This window comes from Oceanobacter sp. 4_MG-2023 (genome assembly GCF_030689165.1).
GTDB lineage: Bacteria > Pseudomonadota > Gammaproteobacteria > Pseudomonadales > Oceanobacteraceae > Oceanobacter.
The window spans coordinates 13,261-34,446 of the sequence record NZ_JAUYVV010000026.1; the positions used below are offsets into that span (position 1 = coordinate 13,261).

Sequence of the window (21,186 nt, forward strand, 5' to 3'; positions counted from 1 at the left end):
GATTTCCCTCGCCAGATCGGCCAATAATTGCACGATTGATGCAAGGGGGCGGGAGTATGCCCTAATCAAAATCGGTATTCAATGACACCAGAATATTATCGATCAGCCGGGCTTTGCCAAGCGAGGCGGCAGCCAGGATCACGATTCTGGTGGCTTTGGCTAACTCGCTGGTGTCCAGTTCGGCCAGTGTATCGGCATCACGTACTTCGATGTAGTCCCTGATGAACCCTTGTTGCTGCAGGTCATGGTCGGCCTGCTGCAGTAATCCGGGCAAGGCTTCACCGGCTTGCAGGCCCTGGGCGATTCGGGTCAGCGTGCGATACAGCTGTGGTGCCGCCTGTCGTTCAGCATCGGTCAGATAGCCGTTACGGGAACTGAGTGCCAGCCCATCGCTGGCGCGAGCCGTTGGTACTGGCACCAGTGATACCGGAATATTGAGGTCTTCGACCATTTTCCGAATCACCGCAACCTGCTGGAAATCTTTCTCACCAAAAAACGCCAGATCCGGCTGTACCATATTGAACAGTTTGGATATGACGGTGGCGACGCCATCAAAGTGGCCCGGACGACTGCCACCACACAACCCGGCAGACACCCCGGGTACGTGGACATGGGTCTGGATGCTCTGGCCATGGGGATACATTTCGGCCACAGAAGGGGCAAACACCAGATGGCATCCGGCGTCGGCCAGTTGCTGGCTATCGGCTTCCAGCGTGCGCGGATAACGTTCCAGATCGCTGGGGTCATTGAATTGCAGCGGGTTGACAAAAATACTGGCGACCACAAAGCAGTTTCTCTGCCGGGCGGCGTCGATCAGCGAGATATGACCCCGGTGCAGATTACCCATGGTCGGGACAAGGCCAATATCATGGCCTGCGGCTTTGGCTGCGCGCAGCTGTTGGCGCAGCTCGGAGACGGTGTGAACAGTCATCATGGTGGGTGTAGACATCAGGCAAACTCATGTTCCGGGGAGGGAAAGGTACGATTCTTGACTTCGTCGTTATAAGCCGCCAGCGCTTCGGGAACAGTACGTCCTGAGGTGGCAAAGTTCTTGACGAATTTCGGGACATGATTCGGGTTCAGCCCCAGCATGTCGTGCATGACCAGCACCTGGGAATCGGTTGCTGAGCCGGCACCGATTCCGATGACCGGCACGGTGACGGCCTGCGTAATACGCTTACCCAGGTCGGCCGGTACGCATTCCAGTAAAATCATGTCAGCCCCGGCTTCTGCCAGAGTGACCGCAGCATCCACCATGGTATCGGCATGCGACTGACCACGGCCTTGTACCCGGTAGCCACCTAACTTATTGACTGATTGCGGCGTCAGACCAAGGTGAGCACACACTGGCACTCCCTGTTGTGCCAGGCTGGCAATCAGTGGTGCAAGCCATTGATCACCTTCCAGCTTGACCATATGGGCACCGGCTTGCATCACGGCGCGGGCACTGGCCAGGCCTTGCTCCAGCGTGCCGTAGCTCATAAAGGGCAGATCCGTCATGATCAGCGCCGGTCGTTGTGCCCGGCGGTTGCCATTGGCAACACAGCGAGTGTGATACACCATATCTGTCAAAGTGACAGGCAAGGTGCTGTCTTGCCCTTGCAGCACCATACCCAGCGAATCACCAACCAACAGGGCTTCAATGCCTGCATCAGCGGCCAGTTGCGCGAGGGTCGCGTCGTAGGCGGTCACCACAGCAAAGGTTTGCTGCTGGGCCTTGTATGCCTGTAATGAACGAAGTGTTACTGGATTCAATGTGCTACTCCCGTGTGGATAAGCCACTATCAGGTCGCCAATGGTGCGGATTGGTGATCATAAGTCAATATTGGCAGGTTAACTTTTGTTTATTGGAACAGGTCGTTCGATCCTGCTGCTCATTTTTTGACGTATCAGACGTCAAGCCATTATGCGTACGGATGACGCGACAACAGGATGGTATGGGGGTATTTCACCGCGGCCAGGGTCACGGGGGGGATAGCAGATCGGCGCGACTGGGAGTGGTCATGATAACCAGCTGATCTTGCTCCGTCAGTGTCTCCAGTATCGAGGACAAGGCCGTGCCATTGGGTAATCGACCGTCCGGGGCCAATTCGACCAAGGGCTGGATAACAAACAACCGGTTGCACATCTCAATATGGGGCACCGACAGGCGTGGCAGGTCGATACACTGGTCGGCGTACAGCAGGATATCAAGATCCAGCGTTCGCTCTCCCCAACGGCGCAAGCGCACACGGCCCTGCTGTTGTTCGATCGCCTGTAACTGGTCGAGCAGCGCCAGCGGTGCCAGGGTTGTGTCTATGCGAGCAACCGCATTGACATAATCCGGCTGATCCTGCGGCCCGACCGGCTTGCTGCGATAAAACGACGACCAGCCTGTCAGCTGGATGTCGCGACACTGCTCCAGGGCGCTTAATGCCTGACGCAACTGATCGGCGGGCTGGTCGAGATTGGCCCCCAGCCCGAGGTAACAAGTAACCGGTGTCATGTGTTGCGGGGTTTGCGGCGGCGGCGTTTGCGCTGCGGCTCATCGCGATAGGCATGGCGAGACGTATCGGGTACCCCTTCGCGTTTTTGTAACTCGGTCCACCAGTCACCAATACCGTGTAAATCTTCACCGGATTGCTCACGCAGCAGCAGGAAGTCGTAAGCGGCGCGGAAGCGAGGATGCGCCAGCAATTCTTTGGCTTTGCGGCTCTGGATTTTGGGCAGACGCAACTGCAGCTCCCAGATTTCGCGCATCGGAATAGAAAAACGCTTGGGAATGGCGGTGTGGCGAATCTGTTGCGATAAAACCCGGTCAGCGGCTTTTTGTAGCGCCGGATGAGGGGCCATACCGGATGCTTCAAATTCTTGCTGCATTCTTACCAGAGCAGGCCACAGCAGTGCCGCCAGGAAAAAATACGGCGTAACCGACTTGCCAGCCTGAATGCGGGTGTCGGTATTACGCATGGTGTTTTCAGCGATATTGCGAGCAACTTCATCTTCTTGCATACACTGTTCGGTTGCCGGAAACATATGCCGGAACAAACCATGATCACGCAGTAATTGCAGAGTGGTCAGTGCCTTGCCAGCCAGAAACAGTTTCAGTAATTCATCAAACAGGCGAGCGGCAGGAATTTGCTCCAGCAGCGGTGCCAGCATGGGAATCGGTGCCGCGGTATCAGCTTCCAGATCAAAATCGAGCTTACCCATAAAGCGGATGGCTCGCAGCATCCGTACCGGGTCTTCACGATAACGGGTTTCCGGATCACCAATCAGGCGCAACTGGCGGCTTTGCAGGTCGTCCCAGCCACCGGCATAGGAATACACACTGAAATCCGCAATATTGTAGTACAGCGCATTAATGGTGAAATCCCGCCGCAGCGCGTCTTCCTCACGATTACCGAAGACATTGTCCCGCAGGATCATGCCCTGGTCGCCGGTAGAGGCTTCCTTGCTGGAATGTGCTTCGGTAGGAGGGGCGCGGAATGTCGCGACTTCGATAACTTCCCGGCCAAACACCACATGCACCAGCTTGAATCGGCGACCGATCAGGCGGGAATTACGGAACAGCTGGTTCACTTGTTCCGGCGTGGCGTCGGTGGAGACGTCAAAATCCTTGGGCGACAGACCCAGTAAGGTGTCCCGTACACCACCACCAACAAGCAAGGCTTCGTGGCCGGCATTATGGAGCCGGTACAAGACCTTTAAAGCCGCGTCGCTGATCTGGCTGCGACTGATATTGTGCTCATCACGGCTGATAACACGCAGGTTGGCGGAAGGCGCGGCGTTGTCGGCAACGTCGTCGGGCTGGAGAATATTTTTGATAAATTTGGTTAGGCGCTTCACTGATGCTCAGTTTGGTTACTCGCAACGAAGCGAAAGAGTTTACCAGTGTCAGCCACAATTGATAAATCAATCCGTCAAACAGGCAATAAAAAAGCCGCACAATGGCGGCTTTTACTGGGAGGCCCTATTTTTATTATTGTGTCCCTCAATGCTCGGACTGGGTGTCCGCTCTTTTGAATATTCAGTATCGCCTGTTGTTATTTTTATCAGCGAGACCATTCATTCGAAACAGCCGACAGGGCGCATCTCTTGTTATTTTTGTTATCGAGACTTGCCACGGCAGATGGAAGTTATTGTTATTGTCATCTGCGAGAAGCGCTTCGCATTGTTGTTTTTATTGTCCGCTGCGCTTCGTGATATAGATAAAGCAGGTGCTGTGCCAACTTTTAAAATACCATTTAAATCAATAGCTTATGATTTTTTGGAAATTATTTCCCCAATATTTGGCCCGGATTGTTACCTGCTTTCGGGGTCTAAGGTAACAACCAGTGTGCGAGGTAACACTTTGAGCCAAAGAGGGTTTTTCGTGCCAGAAAAGAATCAGAATGCAACTTTTAATTTTGCTACCAGCCGATTTTTACGCCGCACAGTCAGCAGCCGTCACCAGTAACAGTCACCAGTCACCAGTCACCAGTCACCAGCAGCGCCGGATACCCCAGGCACCGGCCATACAGATCGATGGATTATCGGCACCAACCGTATCGCAAGGGCACTACGGCGGACGATCACGGAAATCCTGACGGCCCCAATGCCCTGAATACACACGATCCCGGCTTGTACAGAAATTGAATAGAGTGGAATCAGGCATTAAGCGAATCGATGTGGTGGTGTCGCAGTGATGGTGTCGCAGTGAGAAGGGATGAAATAACAAACCCCGCCACCTTTACAGGTGCGGGGTTCCGGGGGATAGCATGGTCTGTCCTATACTCAATCACCGTTTGTTATTTTTATTGTCGGTGATGGCTGGCTGAGTGCAGCTTGTTATTTTTATAGTCTGCCTCAGCTCTTGTTCTTGAGTTTAATATAGCGAGTACCGTGCCAAGAAATAAAACTTATTTAATATCAATGAGTTAGGTATTCCATGGTGCATCATGTCCATGAATGACAGGCATTTGTTACCTTGATAGCGGGGAGTTGGGTAACACATTGGCCATGGCGTAACACTTGGGTAGCACTTCTTTGGGAGGAGAAGCGGACAAGGACACATGGATACGAATGGAACCGGTATGAATATAGATAAAGGGACACGGACGGAGCCGGGGGCACGGATAGAGTGATACGGAGAGATGGATGTAAATAGAGCCTGGTATGGACGGAGCCGGTTATAAATACGGCGGCCCGGAAAAGAACAAACCCCGCCATCTTTACAGATGCGGGGTTCGCGAGAGAGTACGATTTTTTTTTGTTCTGACGCTCATTCGCCGATTGTTATTGTTATTGGCGGCGTAAGGTTGGAGATCACTGATTGTTTTTATTGGTGGTGATGCCAGCTCTTGTTGTTGCGCTGGTTAAAGCGATTTGTGTGCCAATAAACGGGCTCTTCCTTTATTTTATTTTTTATCCTTTAAAATCAATAAGTTACGTTTTTGATTGTGGTGGGTGTCCATAATTATATTGGTATTTTTACGTAATGATGCGAGGTGTTACTCAGTGTGTTACCGCGAGTAGCGTTGCCGTTGGCTTGTTTGGGGTAGTGGGGTAACACTTTGGTGGTGGGCTGTTTGGGGTGTGCTGCTGCAATGGCAGCTAGCAGCACGAATGCCCGCCCTGAACGATTTCGTGGCGGCCAGGTGCTGCGGTTGCTTGAGGCGTGGTTGGTGGAGCGCGGTTATTTTTTCTTGCGCGGTATGCCCAGGCGCTGGCGTCGTTCCCACAGGCTTTTACGGGAGATGCCGAGTTTGCGGGCAAGGTCGGTCTCGGTCATTTTGGCTTCGTTTTCCAGCACAAAATGCACAAAGTAGTCGTCGAGAGACAAGTCACCCTGGTCGCTGTGTTCTGCCCGTTCGGCGGTCGCGGGGTTGTTGTTGTTTTCGATCAGGTTCTCGCGCATGGCGGAGCTGATGTAGCGATCGGGGGAGAGGTCGATGCCAAGCAGTTCTGCGCTGACGTACTGATCTTCCGCAAGAATAACGGAACGCTCAACGGCGTTTTCCAGTTCACGAACGTTGCCAGGCCATTGGTACTGTTTGATGCTGGCGATGGCGCCGCTGTCGAATTGCATCGGTGGTTGGCCGAGTTTTTCGCAAGCCCGTGTGAGAATAAAGCTGGCCAGTTCGATTACGTCGTCACCGCGCTCACGTAACGGCGGCAAGATCAGTTCAACCACATTCAGGCGGTAGTACAGGTCTTCGCGGAATTCGCCACAGGCAGCCATTTCCTTGAGGTTACGGTGGGTGGCGGCAATCAGGCGTACATCGACCTTGATACTTTGTACGGCCCCCACGCGGCGGATTTCACTTTCCTGTAATACCCGCAGCAGTCGCGCCTGGGCTTCCAGTGGCAGCTCACCGATTTCGTCGAGAAACAGGGTGCCACCATTGGCGGCTTCAACCAGCCCCTGACGCTGGCTGGCAGCGCCGGTGAAAGCGCCTTTTTCATGGCCAAACAGTTCGGATTCCAGCAGGGTTTCGGGGATGGCGGCGCAGTTGACCGAAATCAGCTGGGCGGCGGCGCGGTGGCTCTGGTTGTGCAGGGCCTTGGCAACCAGCTCTTTGCCGGTGCCGGATTCACCATTGATCATCACGGTTGCGTTGGTGGGGGCAACCTTGCTGATTTTACGAAACAGTTTTTGCATGGCATCGCAGCTGCCAATAATGCCGTTGTTGCGGGAGATATCGGTGGCGTCGTTGTGTCCGGCCTTGTTGCTGTCGCTGGTTTGAGCGGGCGCCGGCTGGCTGGCAGTCACGGCGGAGGTGTCTGTCAGCGATTGACGGGCCTTGTCGAGGATCGATTTGACGGCTTCGACCAGTTCGCCATGGTCAAAAGGTTTGGCTATGTACTCAACCGCTCCCATTTTCATGGCATCGACCGCAGAGCGGAGGCTGGCAAAGCTGGTCATGATCAGAACCGGGGTGGTGCCGGCCAGTTCTATCAGATCGGTGCCCTGGCCACCGGGCAGGCGCAAATCGGTGATCACCAGATCAAAGGTGCTCAGATCGTGCTCACGGGCGGCATCGATACTATCGAGGTCGGTGACTTCGTAGTGGTGACGCTGCAGTAGTCTGCGTACCGATTGGCGAATAATGGCTTCGTCTTCGACGACCAGAATGCGACTCATAGATTTGTTTCCATCCTGTTTTCCGGCAGGTAACGCGGGAGGCTGACTTTAACACAAGTACCGGCATTCCCGCTGACTGGGCTGACGATCTGTACCTGACCATAATGTTCTTCAATAATACTGTACACCAATGCCAGACCAAGACCGGTGCCTTTCCCCACTTCCTTGGTGGTAAAAAAAGGCTCGAATACCTGTTCCATTGTATCGGCCGGAATGCCGTGTCCCTGGTCGATAACGCGAACAGTCACCTGATGCATGTCTGCCAGTGTATCGGCAATGACTTGTTGTCCAGGTTGACTGGCATCACGGGCGTTGCTTAGCAGATTAATAAACACCTGTACCAGGCGTTGGGAATCACCAATGACCATCAGTTCGGGGTCGCTTTGGTTAACGAACTCGATATCCGGGCTGCGCTTGTTCAGCCGCAGCAGTTGCATGGCGTCTTCCAGGCAGTGATGCAGGTTGACTTCTTCGTTTTCGGTGGCGTGATTACCGGCATGGGCGAAATTCATCATGGATTGCAATATGCGGCTGACACGTTGGGTCTGCTCCCGGATTTGCTGGGCAATCTGGTGTATCTCGGGGTTGTCGGTTTCGTATTCCATGCTTTGGGCGAGGCAGTCGATACCTGTGATCGGGTTGCCAATTTCATGGGCGACACCCGCCGCCAGACGGCCGATTGAGGCCAGCCGTTCACTGTGAATCAATTCCCGCTCCAGCAGCTGGGTTTCGGTCTGGTCTTCCAGCAGCAGCACGATACCGCCGGGCTGGCGGTTGGCCGACTGGATAATGGATTTGTGCAATGTGTACCAGTGGGGCTGCAAGCCAATATCGACCCGTTTTTTGTGTTCATGGAGGGTGGTTGTGGTAATAAAGCGGCCTAATAAATCCCCCCATGGCTCGGGTAATTGCGCCAGCAAGGTGCCGGTTACCCGCTCCGCTGCCAGGCCGGTCAGCTCAACCATGGCCTGGTTCCAGAGCAGGATTTCGCCATCTTCTGCCAGCGAGCAGGCACCGATAGGCAACCGTTCCAGGGTTTGGCGATGATAGCGGCGCAGGTGGTCCAGCTCTCCGGCAATACCAGAGAGGCGGTCATTAAAACCTTCGAGCCGCTGCTCAATAATATAAATATCGCTACTGAGTTCGGTACCTTCCTGCAGTGGCAAATAGCGGCGGATAATATCCTGTGCCACGGTGGGGCCAAGCAGGCTCGACAGGTTGGCTTCGAGCCGTACCCGCAAGCGGCGCAACTCGTGCGGCCGGTCTTCGTAGCTGGGCAGACCGAGGTCGGTCAGTGCCTGATGCACTTCACGTTCTGCCATATAGCGGCCCAGTGGCCGACTGAGCGTCAGAATGGCGTCGTTGGAGTTTTCGGCTTCCAACAGTTGCATGCTGGGGCGCTGGGCGGCAATCACACAGGCATCGGCGGCACTGAGCTCGGCATCCTCTGGTTTGCGTGTCAGGCTGATGCCGACAAACAGCATGGCGTTACCAAGCACACTGAGCAGCGCCGTGCGGTGCCAGTTGCTTTCGTCGGGAATCATAAACCAGTGCTCCCACTCGGAGCCGGTCAGTAACAGCGGCAAGAGCAGCCCCAGCAACCAGATACCGAGGCCGACACTCAGGCCAACCACAAAGCCGGTGCGGCTGGCTCCGCGCCAGTACAGCAGGCCGACGATACCGGGCAAGAATTGCATCGCGGCCCCACAGGCCAAAATACCGAGGCGGTTGATGTCGAGGGTATCGCCCATCAGCTGATAAAAAAGATACGACAGCGCAATCAGCCCGAGAATCAACAACCGCCGTGACCATAGCAGCCAGCGGTAAAAATCGTGTTTCGGGCTGGGCTGATAGTGCGGAAACAGCAAGTGGTTCAGCAACATCGAGGTGGTGGCCAGCGTCATCTGGATACTGACACCGGTGGCGGCGGCGACACCACCCAGAAAGACCAGCAGCGTAATGGTCGGCGAGCCGGTTTCCAGCCCCAGCCCCAGGGCAAAGTACTCGGTAGGCACCGTTAGCTGGTGGTTCATGCCCCCCCAGAGCAAGGGCGGTATCGACAGGCTCAGCGCCAATAAAATCAGTGGGAAGGCCCAGCTGGCCAGTCGCAAGGCCCGGTTGCTGACGTTTTCGGTAAAGGTAATGTGAAAGGTATGGGGCATTGCAATCGCAATCGCCAGACACATCAAAAACAGCGTTAGCCAGGGGCCACTGGGTGGCCCCGAAGGGCGGCTGGCAAGGTATTGATGAATCGACTGCAGCCATTGGTCGCCACCGACAGAGGCCGGAATAATATCGAACAGCAGCACCAGGGTCGTCACGGCAATGGCAATCAGTTTGAACAGGGACTCCAGCGCCAGAGAAAATACCAGCCCTTCGTGGTTCTCACGGGGGGTCATCTGGCGCGCGCCAAACAGGACCGCCAGCGTCAGCAGAATGGCGGAGAAGCCGAGCGCCAGATAATTCACCGGCCAGCCCGGGCTGAGAATGTCGAGGGTATCGGCCACGGCCTTGATTTGCAGGCTGAGTAACGGCACCACCACACACAGCATACAAATACTGACCAGCACACCCGCAGACGGGCTGCGATAGCGGAAGGCCAGCAGATCGGCGAGGGAATTAAGCTGATAGCGGCGGGTAATACGCAGGATCGGCCGCAGCAACAGTGGCGTCAGCAAAAAAGCACCGGCGAGGCCACCAAAATAAGACAGGTAGCCGTAGCCGTACAGCTGCGCCAGCGCGACACTGCCGTAGTAGCCCCAGGCGCTGGCAAATACCCCCAGCGACAACAGATACACCAGCGGTTGTTGTACCCAGCGGCGCGGTATCCAGCTGCGCTCGACAGCGTAGGCGCTGAGATACAGCAGAGCCAGATAGCCAAGTAATATCAGGCAGAGCAGACTGAGGCTGAACGTCATCAGGCAGGTTCCTGGTCTGGAGCGGGTGACCGTCACGAGCAACAGCGGCGAGGCCACTGCGTTATCGGGCTAAAACCGCGACGCTAAAAAAGGACGACAGGGTAACATAAAGCCTTTCAGCGCTGATATTTATGCCGGATCACTACTGCCAGGGCGTTGAAACGCCGCCGGAGCAGGCAGCTGGTGGCGGCCATGCAAACGTTCGGGTTGCCAGTGTTGGATCGCCCACTGCAACAGGGTGTGATTCCCTGCACCTTGCAGAGTGGCGGGTGGTTGCTGGCCCAGCCAGTCCAGCGCCAGCCAGAGCGTCTGGCCGCTGTGGTCGGGTTGTAAGGGCAGTGCCAGGTTCTGTTTGCTGAGCTTCTGGCCGTTGCGTTCGGTGGCGACCGGAATATGGGCGTAGCCGGGTGCATCCCAACCGAACGCCTGATAGATCAACAGCTGGCGCTGGGTCGAGTCAATCAGATCAATGCCCCGAACGATCTGGTTGATACCCAGGTCGTGGTCATCCAGCACCACTGCCAATTGGTACGACCAGAGCTGGTCGCGGCGACGAATTACAAAATCCCCGATGTCACGGCTGGGTGACAGGCAATAGCGGCCTTGCAGGCGATCGTCAAAACACACCGGCGCGGCCTGGGGATCAACCCGGAAACGCCAGGCGTAATCCTGCCCTGCTTCCTTGTTGGGGGGATGGGCGCAGCCTGCCAGATGCAAACGCCCTTGCAACTGCTTGCGGGAACAGCCGCAAGGAAACGCCAGACCAAGATCGGCCAGCTGATGCAAGCCGTGTAAATAAGCCGCATGACGCTGACTCTGGTAACAGATGCTGCCATCCCAGGTCAGGCCATAGGCTTCCAGCGTGCGGAGAATATGCTGGCTGGCGGCCGGATCTTCCCGCGGCGGGTCAAGGTCTTCAATACGCACATGCCACTGGCCACCGGCGTGGCGCGCATCCAGATAGCTGGCCAATGCCGCCAGCAGCGATCCAAAATGTAAGGGGCCAGTAGGCGACGGCGCAAAACGGCCGATATAAACCGCTTTATGAGCTGTTGTGCGTGGGGTTGCCAGTTGCGCAGAAGAGGCGTGTTGGGAGGTGGCGGAATCAGTCACTGGACTGGTTGCCGGATGGTATGCGGAAACAGCAGCAGAGCAGGGCATAAGCACTTGGCATCAGGAAACGTGCGGGCAAGTACTGCCCGCCGCGTACAACCGGGTCAGACGCCCAGTTGTTTTTCTTTGATTTCTGCGAGGGTTTTGCAATCGATACACAGGTCGGCGGTTGGACGTGCTTCCAGACGACGAATACCAATTTCTACACCACAGGCTTCACAGTAGCCGTAATCACCTTTGCTGATCAGCTCAATGGTTTTATCGATCTTTTTGATGAGTTTACGCTCACGGTCACGGGTCCGCAGTTCGAGGCTGAATTCCTCTTCCTGGCTGGCGCGATCATTGGGATCGGCATAATTGTTCAGCTCCGTTTGCATGTGCTCTTTGGTGCGATCGACTTCTTCCATCAGCTCTTGTTTCCATTTACGCAGAATATTTGCGAAATGCTCAAGCTGAGCGTCGTTCATATACTCTTCAGTCGCGGACGCCTGGTAAGGAGTAAAGTCTGTCAGAGCGAATTCTTTTTTATCTTGCGGCATGGTGTTGCTGCCTCACCTGGTTAACGGGTTCAATCAACCGAACACTTGGCGCTCATGGCAGTAAGGACCAGTGGCCTGATCCGGCATGTCCATGGACGCCAAAATAATAAGGCCGGGAAACTATCAGATAACGGCGCGAGCGCCAACTATTTCATGGGGCCGAAGCCGCCAGCAGGCAAATAGACGCGTTAGTGCTCGACAATTTGTCGAATTGCTGGCTTCTGTCACACTATTGAGTTCGATGCAGGAGACTTTTGTGGAACACACCGCCCAACCATCCCAGACACCAACCGAGCCCGCCATGACCCGGCGCAGCCAGGCAATATCCCCGTTTCAGGTGATGGCGATCCTGACCGAAGCGCAAACCTTGCAGGCCGCCGGTCACGACATTATTCACCTTGAAGTCGGGGAACCGGACTTTCCAACGCCAGCGCCCATGATCGATGCCGCCTTTGGCGCGTTACGGGCGGGCAAAACCGGCTACACCCCGGCGCTGGGCCTGCCAGCACTGCGTGAAAAGCTTGCCGAGTGGTATCAACAGCGCTTTGGTATCCGCGTTGCGGCGTCCCGCATTGTGCTGACTCCCGGCGCTTCCGGTGCCTTGTTATTACTGGCTGCCGCCCGACTGGAAAGCGGCGACAAGCTGATGCTGGCTGACCCCGGCTATCCGTGTAATCGCCACTTTGCCCGGCTGTTTGAAGCCAGTGGCCAGCTGATTGCTGCAGGGCCTGAGCAACGTTATCAGCTGACCCCGGCGATGCTGGAGCAGCACTGGACACCGGCCACCAGGGCCGCACTGGTGGCCAGCCCGGCGAATCCGACGGGTACCGTCCTGAATCTGACGGAATTGTCTCGATTGGCCAGTACAACTGAACGGCTGGGCGGCGAGTTATGGGTTGATGAAATTTATCAGGGGCTGAATTACGGCAGCAGCCCGGAAACCGTGTTAGCGGTTGCCGATAACGCCGTGGTGATTAACAGCTTTTCCAAATATTTTGGCATGACCGGCTGGCGACTGGGTTGGGCCGTTGTGCCGGAGCACTGGGTGCCGACACTGGAAACCCTGGCGCAGAATGTCTTTCTGGCACCGCCAACCCCGGCCCAACACGCTGCCATGGCCGCCTTTGAACCAGAAACGCTGGCGCTATTGGCTGAGCGGCGGAACATTCTGGCTGAACGCCGAGACTATCTGCTCACCGCCTTGCCAGCGCTGGGTTTTGTGGTGCCGGTAGCACCGGATGGTGGATTATACGTGTACGCCGATGCCAGCCGTTTTACCGACGACAGTCTGGCGTTTTGTTTGCGCGCCTTGCGCGAAACCGGTGTTGCCCTGACACCCGGGGTGGATTTTGGTGAATATCAGGCCCAGACCCATATCCGGTTTGCCTTTACCGCCGATCTGGCGCGACTGAAACAGGCGGTCGAACGGCTGTCAGACTGGTTGGTGCCACGCGGATGAAGTACAGCTCCGCACTGATTCCCGGCCGTTTGATCAAACGCTACAAGCGCTTTCTGGCGGATATCGAGCTGGATAACGGCGATATAATCACCGCCCACTGCGCCAATACTGGTGCCATGACCGGCTGTGCCGATCCCGGTTGCCGGGTCTGGTTATGGGACAGCGCCAATCCCAGGCGCAAACTGCGCTACAGCTGGGAATGGACTGAAGTGGCAGGGTTGTATAAAGCCTGCATCAATACCGCCAGAGCCAATCAGCTGGTGGCTGAATTTCTGCAGGCCCAATTGACGGCGGAGCCAGGCACGGCTCCGGCCAGCTCACCAGACAGCCTGACGGTATCTGAGCGCTTCCAGGGTTACACCCGGGTACAACGAGAACCCAAAGTGACGGATGGACGGCTGGATTTTTTGCTGCAAGGGGAAGGGCTGCCGGATTTGTATATCGAAGTCAAAAGCCTGACGCTGCTGCGTGAAGATCGGGGCCACGGCATGGGCTGTTTCCCGGATGCCCGCACCGAGCGTGGCTTGAAGCACTTGCGCCGCCTGCAGCAGCTACAACAACAAGGCCATCGCAGCCTGTTGTTATTCTGTGTGGCGCTGGAGGGAATAACCCGGGTTGCCGCAGCGGCGGATATCGACCCGGACTACGCCACGGCATTGGCCGAGGTGATCCACAGTGGCGTTGAAGTGCTGGCCTTGCCAGTGCAGTTTGATGTTGAGCAATCCAGCTTACAGCTGTTAGCCAATCAGGAAATAGCGGTTGTGTCTGCTGTTGTGGCTCCGGGGACGGAATAAGCCGCTTCCAGCCAGATTAGGGTCGCCGCAGTAGCCGGGCGGCGGCAAAAAACAGCGCCGTAAACGACAGCCAATCACTGTATTTTGCGCGACACCAGCCTGGTGCCGTTTATGTAAAGAACAGCAAGAAGACATTTGCCCCGTTAATTATTGCTCTTTTCCGACTATGCTGTTGCTCGCGATCCGCGGGCCAGTCGCAACGAGCGTATTGGCGCATCCATGGATACATATTAACGACTCCGGAGTACTTGTATGAATGTAACCACCCGATTGATTTCTGTTGCCAGCCTGGCTGTCGTATTGGCGGCACCTGTTTATGCCGATGACGAGCCGTCCTGGTGGGACAGCCTGGTGAGCAAAGGCAAGGCGATGTTTGATAGTGGCGAAGAAGACGTTGCCAGTCAGGTCGATGACGGCAGCGAAGCCGTCGCAGACAGCTCCGACGAAGGCGAAAGCATGGCGGCAGAAGGAATGGAAGCAGGCAAGGAGATGGCCCAGGACAGCTACGAATCCAGCAAGGAAACCCTCAAGGAAGGTTATGAAGCTGGCAAGGAAACAATCACAGAAGTGGTTAAAGAAAGTTATGACAACGGCAAGGATGTTGCCAAAGAAAGTTATGACGAAGGTAAAGAAGTAGCCGAAGAAAGTTATGAATCCGGCAAAAGCGCACTCAAAAATGCGTTTAACTAAAAGCCGCTGACGGAGTTGTTGTCTGCTCCGCAAGATGGCTGGCGCTGCCAACCGGCAGCGTCAGCGGTTGTTCAGATGATGGTTAAAACGAGGTATCAGGCTGGCGGTATATTTATCCATCCAGTTGTACCAACAGCTGGCCGTCCCGGATTGTCGATGCAACATCCGTTAGATACTGGCCGCTACAGGGGCCAGCGATACACCGGCCATCCTCAACCTGAAACAAGGCCCCGTGGGTGCTGCACTGGATAAAATGGCCATCGATATCCAGAAATTGATCTGGAACCCATTCCAGCCGAATCCCCAGATGTGGGCACTGATTGCGGAAAACAAACCACTGCCCGCCCCGCCGCACGACCAGTAACGCCGTATCATCCAGCTCAAAACCTCGACTGCAACCCTCGGCAATAGCGTCTGTGGCACATACGCTGCGCCATGTATTTATCGTCATTATTACCCCGGGTTAACATGGTGTGACGCAAGGGAACGGCAGCTGCCGCTGGACAATAGCCCGCCTACCGCTCACGCAGAGCCACGAATGGTAATACCCAAGGGCCAGCATGACCAGTTATGCGCAAGTGCGGAATAGCGAGAGTGACCGGGATAACAGGGAACAAGCACAAGTGCCAGTAGCAGGAATCAGAAGCAATAAACAGCAGGCAAAAAAACGCCCCTCAAATAGAGGGGCAAAGCAACCGTGATTAGCTTGATGAGAGAGATCACCGCACAACCTGAGCTGTGATGTGAACACCGTTGCTATCTCTAGCGCCGATAAGTAAACAATAGTCATTCTCATTATCGGTGTCAATAATAATTCTCATTTATTTTGGGCGGATGCCGGGAGTGGCGCATTATGACCTTCCCTATGATCTTCTCTAATGACCTTCTCTTGGAGGTATGAACGCTTGCCGCGGCTGATAGCCCTCTCAGTTGGGAATTGGCTGTGAACCGGGGGCGGGTCGGTTACCGATCGGTTGTAGTCAGCCAAAACCAGGTTGATTAAACTGGACACCCACCTGCACCGATGATCCTTCATGAGCCGTTCGCTTGATGCCTTTCTACTGACTTCCAGCTGGTCGGATAGCGCCCCAGCCCAGGATTCTGAGCTGGTATTCTGGTGGCACACCCCGAATGGCCCGTTACGCCAGCAACTACGCCAGCCAGCGGTGTGTTTTATCGAACGTCGCCATCAGGCAGACGCTGAACGCATGGCCCACACCCTCGGTTGGCCTGTGCGTTGTCGAGCGGTTGAACTCACCACCTTTACACAGCAAGCGGTCACGGCGTGTTATATGCCCGCCAGCTACTGCTATCGCTGGCGCAACTTGCTACAGAACCAGGGCATTCCCTGTCGCGAAGTGGATGTGCGTATTACCGACCGCTACTTGATGGAGCGTTTTATTTACGGTGCCGCGGTGATCCATTACGAAGAGGGCGGGCTGGCATCTGCGTTACCCGCGGTTGCCGACACCGACACAGACACAGAGGCCGCAGGCCCTGCCTATCAATGGCTGAGCGGTGGCCATTTAACCCCGGGCAGCTACCGCCCGACTTTGCGCTGGCTGTCGCTGGATATCGAGACCAATATTCCACGGCAGGGAGAAGCGCTGAAACTCTATTCGGTGGGGCTGGTGACACCAACGCACCGGTGTGTGCTGCTGGTGGAGCAACATGGTGCCGCACCAGCAGCGGCAACAGATCCATCTGAGCTGGTCCGGCTAGCGGACGAAGCATCGGTATTACACGCCCTCAACAACCGGATAGCTGCCAGCGACCCGGATGTGATACTGGGCTGGAACCTGATCCAGTTCGATCTGGATGTGCTGCAGCAAAAATACCACGAACATACCATCCCCATGAGTTGGGGCCGGGACGGCAGCATCCTGCGGGTTCGGCAACAACGGAATACCCCCGACCGGATTATCGTGAATATGGACGGGCGGCTGGCACTGGATGGGATCGAACTGCTCCGGGCAGCCAGCTACCAGTTTGAAAGTTTCTCGCTGAATGCGGTGTCTGAACAGCTGTTAGGTGACTCCAAGCTGCTGACCGGCAGCCAGCGCGGTGACGATATTCAGCAGCTTTACCAAACCGACCTGGCCGCCTTCAGCGCCTATAACCTGCAGGATTGTGATCTGGTCTGGCGTATCTTCGAAAAGGTCAAACTGCTGGATTTTGCGATCGAACGCAGCCTGATGACCGGGCTGGCACTGGATCGGATGGGCGGTTCGGTGGCGGCCTTCGAGAACCTTTACCTGCCGCGCCTGCACCGCGCCGGTTATATCGCCCCCAATATTGGCGAAGGTTATCAGGCCGAAAAAAGCCCCGGTGGTTATGTGATGGATTCAACCCCGGGCCTGTTCGAGCACGTACTGGTGCTGGATTTCAAAAGCCTGTACCCATCGATTATCCGTACCTTCAAGATCGACCCGATGGGCTTGATCGAAGGGCTGGCCACCGACGCCACACAGGCGTTACCCAATGACCATTGGGTGCCGGGCTTTTTTGGTGGGCGTTTTCATCAACAACAGCATATTTTGCCCGAACTGATCCGAGGGTTGGGCGAACACCGGGAACACGCCAAGCAAGAAGGCAACAAGCCGCTGTCTCAGGCGATCAAAATCATTATGGCGTCTTGTTACGGTGTTCTGGGATCGGAAGGCTGCCGGTTTCACGACACCCGGCTGTCGGCTTCGATTACCAAACGCAGCCATGAAATTATCCAGGCCAGCTCCGACTGGATTGCGGCACAAGGCTACGAAGTGATTTATGGCGATACCGACTCGGTATTTGTCTGCTTGCGTACGGCGGTCTCCGATGCCGCCGCCGACCGGATTGGCCAGCAGCTGGCCAGTGACCTGAATCGCTGGTGGGCAGATAACCTGCAACAACGGTTTGGCATCCAGAGTTATCTGGAAATGGAATACGAAACCCATTATCAGCGCTTTTTTATGCCCTCGATCCGCGGGGCAGACACGGGCAGCAAAAAACGTTATGCCGGGCTGATCCACGATGCCGATGGCCTGCCACACATGGTTTTCAAAGGGCTGGAAGCGGTGCGCTCCGACTGGACACCGCTGGCGCGGCAGTTCCAGCAACAGCTGTACCGGAAAATCTTTCTGCAGCAGCCGTATTCGCATTGGGTGCGGCAACAGCTGGATGACCTGCTGGCGGGGCACTCGGACCATCTGCTGAGTTACCGTAAACGTTTGCGACAACCGTTGGCCATGTACCAGCGGCAGATACCGCCCCATGCCCGGGCAGCAATGAAACTGGATCAGTGGCGACAACAGAACGGCCTGATGCCGAGATACCAGCAAGGGCGTGGCTGGATACGTTACCGCATCACCGCCAAAGGCCCGGAGCCGCTGGATGACATATCAGAGAACGACCAGCACGACGGCATAAGCTACCCAACTGCCGCACCGGATTATCAGCACTATATCGACAAGCAACTACGGCCCATTGCCGCTGCGATTTTTCAGTTTACTGGCGATGACGTGGATGACCTGCTGGGGATGCAAGGGTCCTTGTTTTTGTGACAGGTAACGGGCAAGACGCCGTGCATAGCGGTAATTACCGACAGGCACGGCGGTGTGATCACATGGTGGAGAGTCCCTGATCCAGTATCGCTAGGATCTGGTCAATCTGAGCGTCGGTGACACACAAAGCCGGGCTCATATTAATCACGTTATTAAACGTATCAAAACAGCGGTTGGTACGGCCGACCAACAAGCCTGCGTTTTTACAGGCTCCCACCAACTGCATGGTTACGGACTCATCCACCGGTTCTTTGCTGTGCGGATCGGCGACCAGCTCCAGCCCACACAACAGCCCTTTACCGCGAACATCACCAATCAACGGGTATTTGGCTTTTAATGCCTGCAAGCCCGCCATCAACCGGTCACCCATCACCTGACAGTTTTCGATCAGGCCTTCGCGCTCGATAATATCCATATTGGCGAGGGCCGCAGCCGGGCCAGCCAGACAGCCACCATAAGTGGAAATATCACGGAAGTAGCCCATCGTATCGGCGGCATTCTCTTCCTGCAGCGCCTGATACACCGTTTCGGTAGTAACGGTACAAGAGATCGCGGCATACCCGGACGCCACCCCTTTGGCCGTGGTGACGATATCTGGCTGCACATCATAATGCTGATACCCAAACCACTGGCCGGTACGACCAAGGCCACACACCACTTCGTCGATAATCAGCAGCACATGGTGCTTTTTGCAGATTCTGTCGACCGCCTGCAAATACCCTTCTGGTGGCGTGATAATGCCGCCCCCGGCGGTAATCGGCTCAATAATCACCGCGCCAACCGTTTCCGGCCCTTCGCGCAGAATAACATCTTCCAGCAACTGGGCGGCTTTTTGGCCGTAGTCGGTGGCATCGTCAAACTGGTTGCGATATTCAAAGCAGTGCGGAAACTCAACAAAATCCGGCACAAACGGGCCGAACTGTTCCCGGCGCTGGGATTGCCCGGCCGCACTCAAGGCGGCGATGGTGGTGCCGTGGTAATCCCGATCGCGGTAAAGAATCTTGTTCTTTTTGCCGTCATAATATTTGTGGGAAATCTGGCGCACCATCTTGAAGGCTTTTTCGTTGGCCTCGGAACCGGAGCTGGAATAGTACACCCGGTTCATCCCCGGCATCTTTTCCAGCAGGCGATGGGCAAAGCTGGCCGCCGGTTTGCTGCCCATACCACCGGCAAAGAAATTCAGCTCTAGCAACTGGGCGCTGATCGCATCCACAATTTCCCGCCGGCCATAACCCACATTCGTGACCCAGACACCACCGGCAGAGGCATCCAGATAGTGATTGCCATCGATATCCCACAAATCCAGACCATCGCCCTTGACGAACACAGGCAGCCCTTTCGCGGCCGCGGCTCCGGGGGTTATATGATGCCAGACGTAAGATTGATCGAAGTGTTTGATCTCTTCGTCGGTGTATTGATCGAGTGGTGGCATAACGTATCTCCGTTGGATTCCGGTGTCAGATATCGCGTTTGATGGCAAAAGGAGACCAGCTCTGTCTTACCGGCATAATCTCAAGCGTATTGATATTCAGGTGGCTCGGCTGGTTGGCCAGCCACAGCAGAGTCGACGCAATATCGTCTGGCTGGATAGCATGGGCACCGTTATACAGATTATCGTAAGCCTGTTGGTCGCCACCGGTTCTGACCAGAGTGAACTCACTTTCAGACAGCCCGGGAGCCAGGCAACTGACCCGCACGCCAGTACCAGCCAGATCACAACGCAAGGCCAGCGAAAACTGCTCAACAAACGCCTTGGTGCCGCAATAAACATTGCCGCCCGGATAAGGCCAGCTACCCGCAATGGAACCAATATTAATGATGCTGCTGCCTTCGCCGGATTCGATCAGCCGTGGCAATAACGCATGAGTTACCGTTGTCAGCCCCTTGATATTGGTATCGATCATGGTATGCCAATCCGCCAGATCACACTCCTGTGCGCCCTGGGTACCCAGCGCCAGACCGGCGTTATTGATCAGCAGGTCAATCTTGTCGAAAGGGGCCGCGAGTTCATCAAATGCCTTGAGCACAGCAACAGAGTCACAGACATCCATGACCAGTGTGGCAACCTGGGTTTTATCCGCCAGCTCTTTGCCTATCTCGTCGAGTCGTTGCTGGCGGCGTCCGGTGAGTACCAGATTCCAGCCCGCAGCGGCAAATTCACGGGCTGTTGCCAGACCAAACCCGGAGGTAGCACCAGTAATAACGGCGGTTTTATTCATAAGACAGACCCTTTAAACACATGTAAACAATGTTTTAACCCATACACTGAAAATAATATCGGTATGGCTGTTATTGACAGACCGATCCCTGTCGGCTGATTCAATAGCAACAAGATAGCGTTGCTATTGTTAAATAAACGGTCGGGGTGTAACTGCATGAAACAGTTTTTAGCCTCAGGGCAATGGCTAGACATTGCATCCTGATAAACATACCGGCCATGTCTGGCTGCACCACAACGGTTTTTCAACATACTGATTAAGATGACTAAGGTATAGGGGAATCCGCTGGTAGCTGTAGATCCAGCTTGATTACGAATGTAGAGCCAGAAGTCAAACCGCGTGCCCGCAGGCGTGTCAGGTTCTGGTGAGCACTTGGGTATGAACATACGCGATAATCCCATGTGTGCGAGCACGGTCTCGGGCCGCTACTGGTATCTGTACCTGATCATGGACATGATCCGCCGTAAAATGCTGGCGTCGCAGGGTTTGCAGAGACGACCATGCCGGCCATGATCAGCAGAGGTCTGTTTTTTCTGCTCGAAGGCTGTATCCAGTCAGCCTGATGAAACGAGAGATCTGGCTCAAAACGGACGTTTACCCATGGTTCTACTTTTTCTGAAACATCTGTATTTATAAACAGTATAATAAGGTCGAATAGAAAATCCATGCTCGTATTTCCAGAGAGGTTGCGCATTTTTTCGGTTGCTGTTAGCGTAACCCCATAAAGATCAATGGTTTTGCGCTTTTGGTGTAGAAATAATACGCCCGTTAAAACAGAAAAATGCACATGCGTGCTTTTCCAGGGAG

At 55.3% G+C, this 21,186-nt stretch carries 17 protein-coding genes; 5 read left to right on the top strand and 12 right to left on the bottom strand.

The genetic code is table 11. From position 1 onward, the window contains the following. Positions 1-61 precede the first annotated feature (61 nt). The 4 genes from panC to pcnB all read right to left on the bottom strand — a co-directional run bounded on the left by panC (position 62) and on the right by pcnB (position 3,828). Complete coding sequence (gene panC, locus Q8W24_RS14715; protein WP_368501396.1) at positions 62-949, bottom strand: pantoate--beta-alanine ligase; 888 nt, start codon at positions 947-949, stop codon at positions 62-64. Continuing rightward, entirely contained in the window at positions 949-1,755 is an 807-nt protein-coding gene (gene panB / locus Q8W24_RS14720; RefSeq protein ID WP_303434229.1) for a 3-methyl-2-oxobutanoate hydroxymethyltransferase, read from the bottom strand. Before panB ends, panC begins: the two co-directional genes overlap by 1 nt. Positions 1,756-1,963: 208 nt before the next feature. Next, positions 1,964-2,485 carry a 2-amino-4-hydroxy-6-hydroxymethyldihydropteridine diphosphokinase gene (gene folK, locus Q8W24_RS14725; protein ID WP_305475792.1) on the bottom strand — a complete coding sequence of 174 codons (522 nt, stop codon included), beginning with the start codon at positions 2,483-2,485 and terminating at the stop codon, positions 1,964-1,966. Beyond that, positions 2,482-3,828, bottom strand: coding sequence for a polynucleotide adenylyltransferase PcnB (gene pcnB / locus Q8W24_RS14730; RefSeq protein ID WP_303434231.1), 1,347 nt, complete (start codon positions 3,826-3,828; stop codon positions 2,482-2,484). Before pcnB ends, folK begins: the two co-directional genes overlap by 4 nt. Here pcnB and Q8W24_RS14735 point away from each other — a divergent pair. Continuing rightward, positions 3,803-4,438 carry a hypothetical protein gene (locus Q8W24_RS14735; RefSeq protein ID WP_305475793.1) on the top strand — a complete coding sequence of 212 codons (636 nt, stop codon included), beginning with the start codon at positions 3,803-3,805 and terminating at the stop codon, positions 4,436-4,438. The genes pcnB and Q8W24_RS14735 overlap by 26 nt on opposite strands. 1,218 nt (positions 4,439-5,656) lie before the next feature. On the opposite strand, the gene Q8W24_RS14740 is transcribed toward Q8W24_RS14735, so the two are convergent. From Q8W24_RS14740 to dksA, 4 genes are all read right to left on the bottom strand, one after another. Further along, positions 5,657-7,105, bottom strand: a complete 1,449-nt coding sequence (locus tag Q8W24_RS14740; RefSeq protein WP_305415178.1) for a sigma-54 dependent transcriptional regulator — start codon at positions 7,103-7,105, stop codon at positions 5,657-5,659. Continuing rightward, complete coding sequence (locus tag Q8W24_RS14745) at positions 7,102-10,023, bottom strand: ATP-binding protein (RefSeq protein ID WP_303434234.1); 2,922 nt, start codon at positions 10,021-10,023, stop codon at positions 7,102-7,104. The genes Q8W24_RS14740 and Q8W24_RS14745 overlap by 4 nt, the downstream gene beginning before the upstream one ends. Positions 10,024-10,152: 129 nt before the next feature. Beyond that, the gene (gene gluQRS / locus Q8W24_RS14750) at positions 10,153-11,136 is read right to left on the bottom strand and encodes a tRNA glutamyl-Q(34) synthetase GluQRS (RefSeq protein ID WP_305475795.1); all 984 of its coding nucleotides are present in this window, start codon (positions 11,134-11,136) and stop codon (positions 10,153-10,155) included. 104 nt (positions 11,137-11,240) lie between these two features. After that, positions 11,241-11,675 carry an RNA polymerase-binding protein DksA gene (dksA, locus tag Q8W24_RS14755; protein WP_303434236.1) on the bottom strand — a complete coding sequence of 145 codons (435 nt, stop codon included), beginning with the start codon at positions 11,673-11,675 and terminating at the stop codon, positions 11,241-11,243. Between the two features lie 256 nt (positions 11,676-11,931). On the opposite strand from dksA, the gene Q8W24_RS14760 reads away from it, so the two are divergent. The 3 genes from Q8W24_RS14760 (at position 11,932) to Q8W24_RS14770 (ending at position 14,618) form a co-directional block, all read left to right on the top strand. Then, positions 11,932-13,134 carry a pyridoxal phosphate-dependent aminotransferase gene (locus tag Q8W24_RS14760; RefSeq protein WP_370693338.1) on the top strand — a complete coding sequence of 401 codons (1,203 nt, stop codon included), beginning with the start codon at positions 11,932-11,934 and terminating at the stop codon, positions 13,132-13,134. After that, positions 13,131-13,928 (top strand): DNA/RNA nuclease SfsA, encoded by a 798-nt coding sequence (locus tag Q8W24_RS14765; protein ID WP_305475797.1) that lies wholly within the window; start codon positions 13,131-13,133, stop codon positions 13,926-13,928. Before Q8W24_RS14760 ends, Q8W24_RS14765 begins: the two co-directional genes overlap by 4 nt. Before the next feature lie 252 nt (positions 13,929-14,180). Further along, positions 14,181-14,618 carry a hypothetical protein gene (locus tag Q8W24_RS14770; RefSeq protein WP_305475799.1) on the top strand — a complete coding sequence of 146 codons (438 nt, stop codon included), beginning with the start codon at positions 14,181-14,183 and terminating at the stop codon, positions 14,616-14,618. A 112-nt stretch (positions 14,619-14,730) separates the two neighbouring features. On the opposite strand, the gene Q8W24_RS14775 is transcribed toward Q8W24_RS14770, so the two are convergent. Further along, positions 14,731-15,069 carry a Rieske (2Fe-2S) protein gene (locus tag Q8W24_RS14775; protein WP_305452361.1) on the bottom strand — a complete coding sequence of 113 codons (339 nt, stop codon included), beginning with the start codon at positions 15,067-15,069 and terminating at the stop codon, positions 14,731-14,733. Positions 15,070-15,652: 583 nt separating this feature from the next. On the opposite strand from Q8W24_RS14775, the gene Q8W24_RS14780 reads away from it, so the two are divergent. Beyond that, positions 15,653-18,160 carry a DNA polymerase II gene (locus Q8W24_RS14780; RefSeq protein ID WP_305475801.1) on the top strand — a complete coding sequence of 836 codons (2,508 nt, stop codon included), beginning with the start codon at positions 15,653-15,655 and terminating at the stop codon, positions 18,158-18,160. Positions 18,161-18,218: 58 nt separating this feature from the next. Here the strand turns inward: Q8W24_RS14780 and Q8W24_RS14785 are convergent, their stop codons facing one another. From Q8W24_RS14785 to Q8W24_RS14795, 3 genes are all read right to left on the bottom strand, one after another. Next, positions 18,219-19,592: an aspartate aminotransferase family protein gene (locus tag Q8W24_RS14785; RefSeq protein WP_305475803.1), complete on the bottom strand. Its 1,374-nt coding sequence runs from the start codon at positions 19,590-19,592 to the stop codon at positions 18,219-18,221. 25 nt (positions 19,593-19,617) lie between these two features. Beyond that, positions 19,618-20,379 carry an SDR family NAD(P)-dependent oxidoreductase gene (locus Q8W24_RS14790; protein ID WP_305475804.1) on the bottom strand — a complete coding sequence of 254 codons (762 nt, stop codon included), beginning with the start codon at positions 20,377-20,379 and terminating at the stop codon, positions 19,618-19,620. Between the two features lie 445 nt (positions 20,380-20,824). Next, positions 20,825-21,166, bottom strand: a complete 342-nt coding sequence (locus Q8W24_RS14795) for a hypothetical protein (RefSeq protein ID WP_305475806.1) — start codon at positions 21,164-21,166, stop codon at positions 20,825-20,827. Positions 21,167-21,186: the final 20 nt, after the last annotated feature.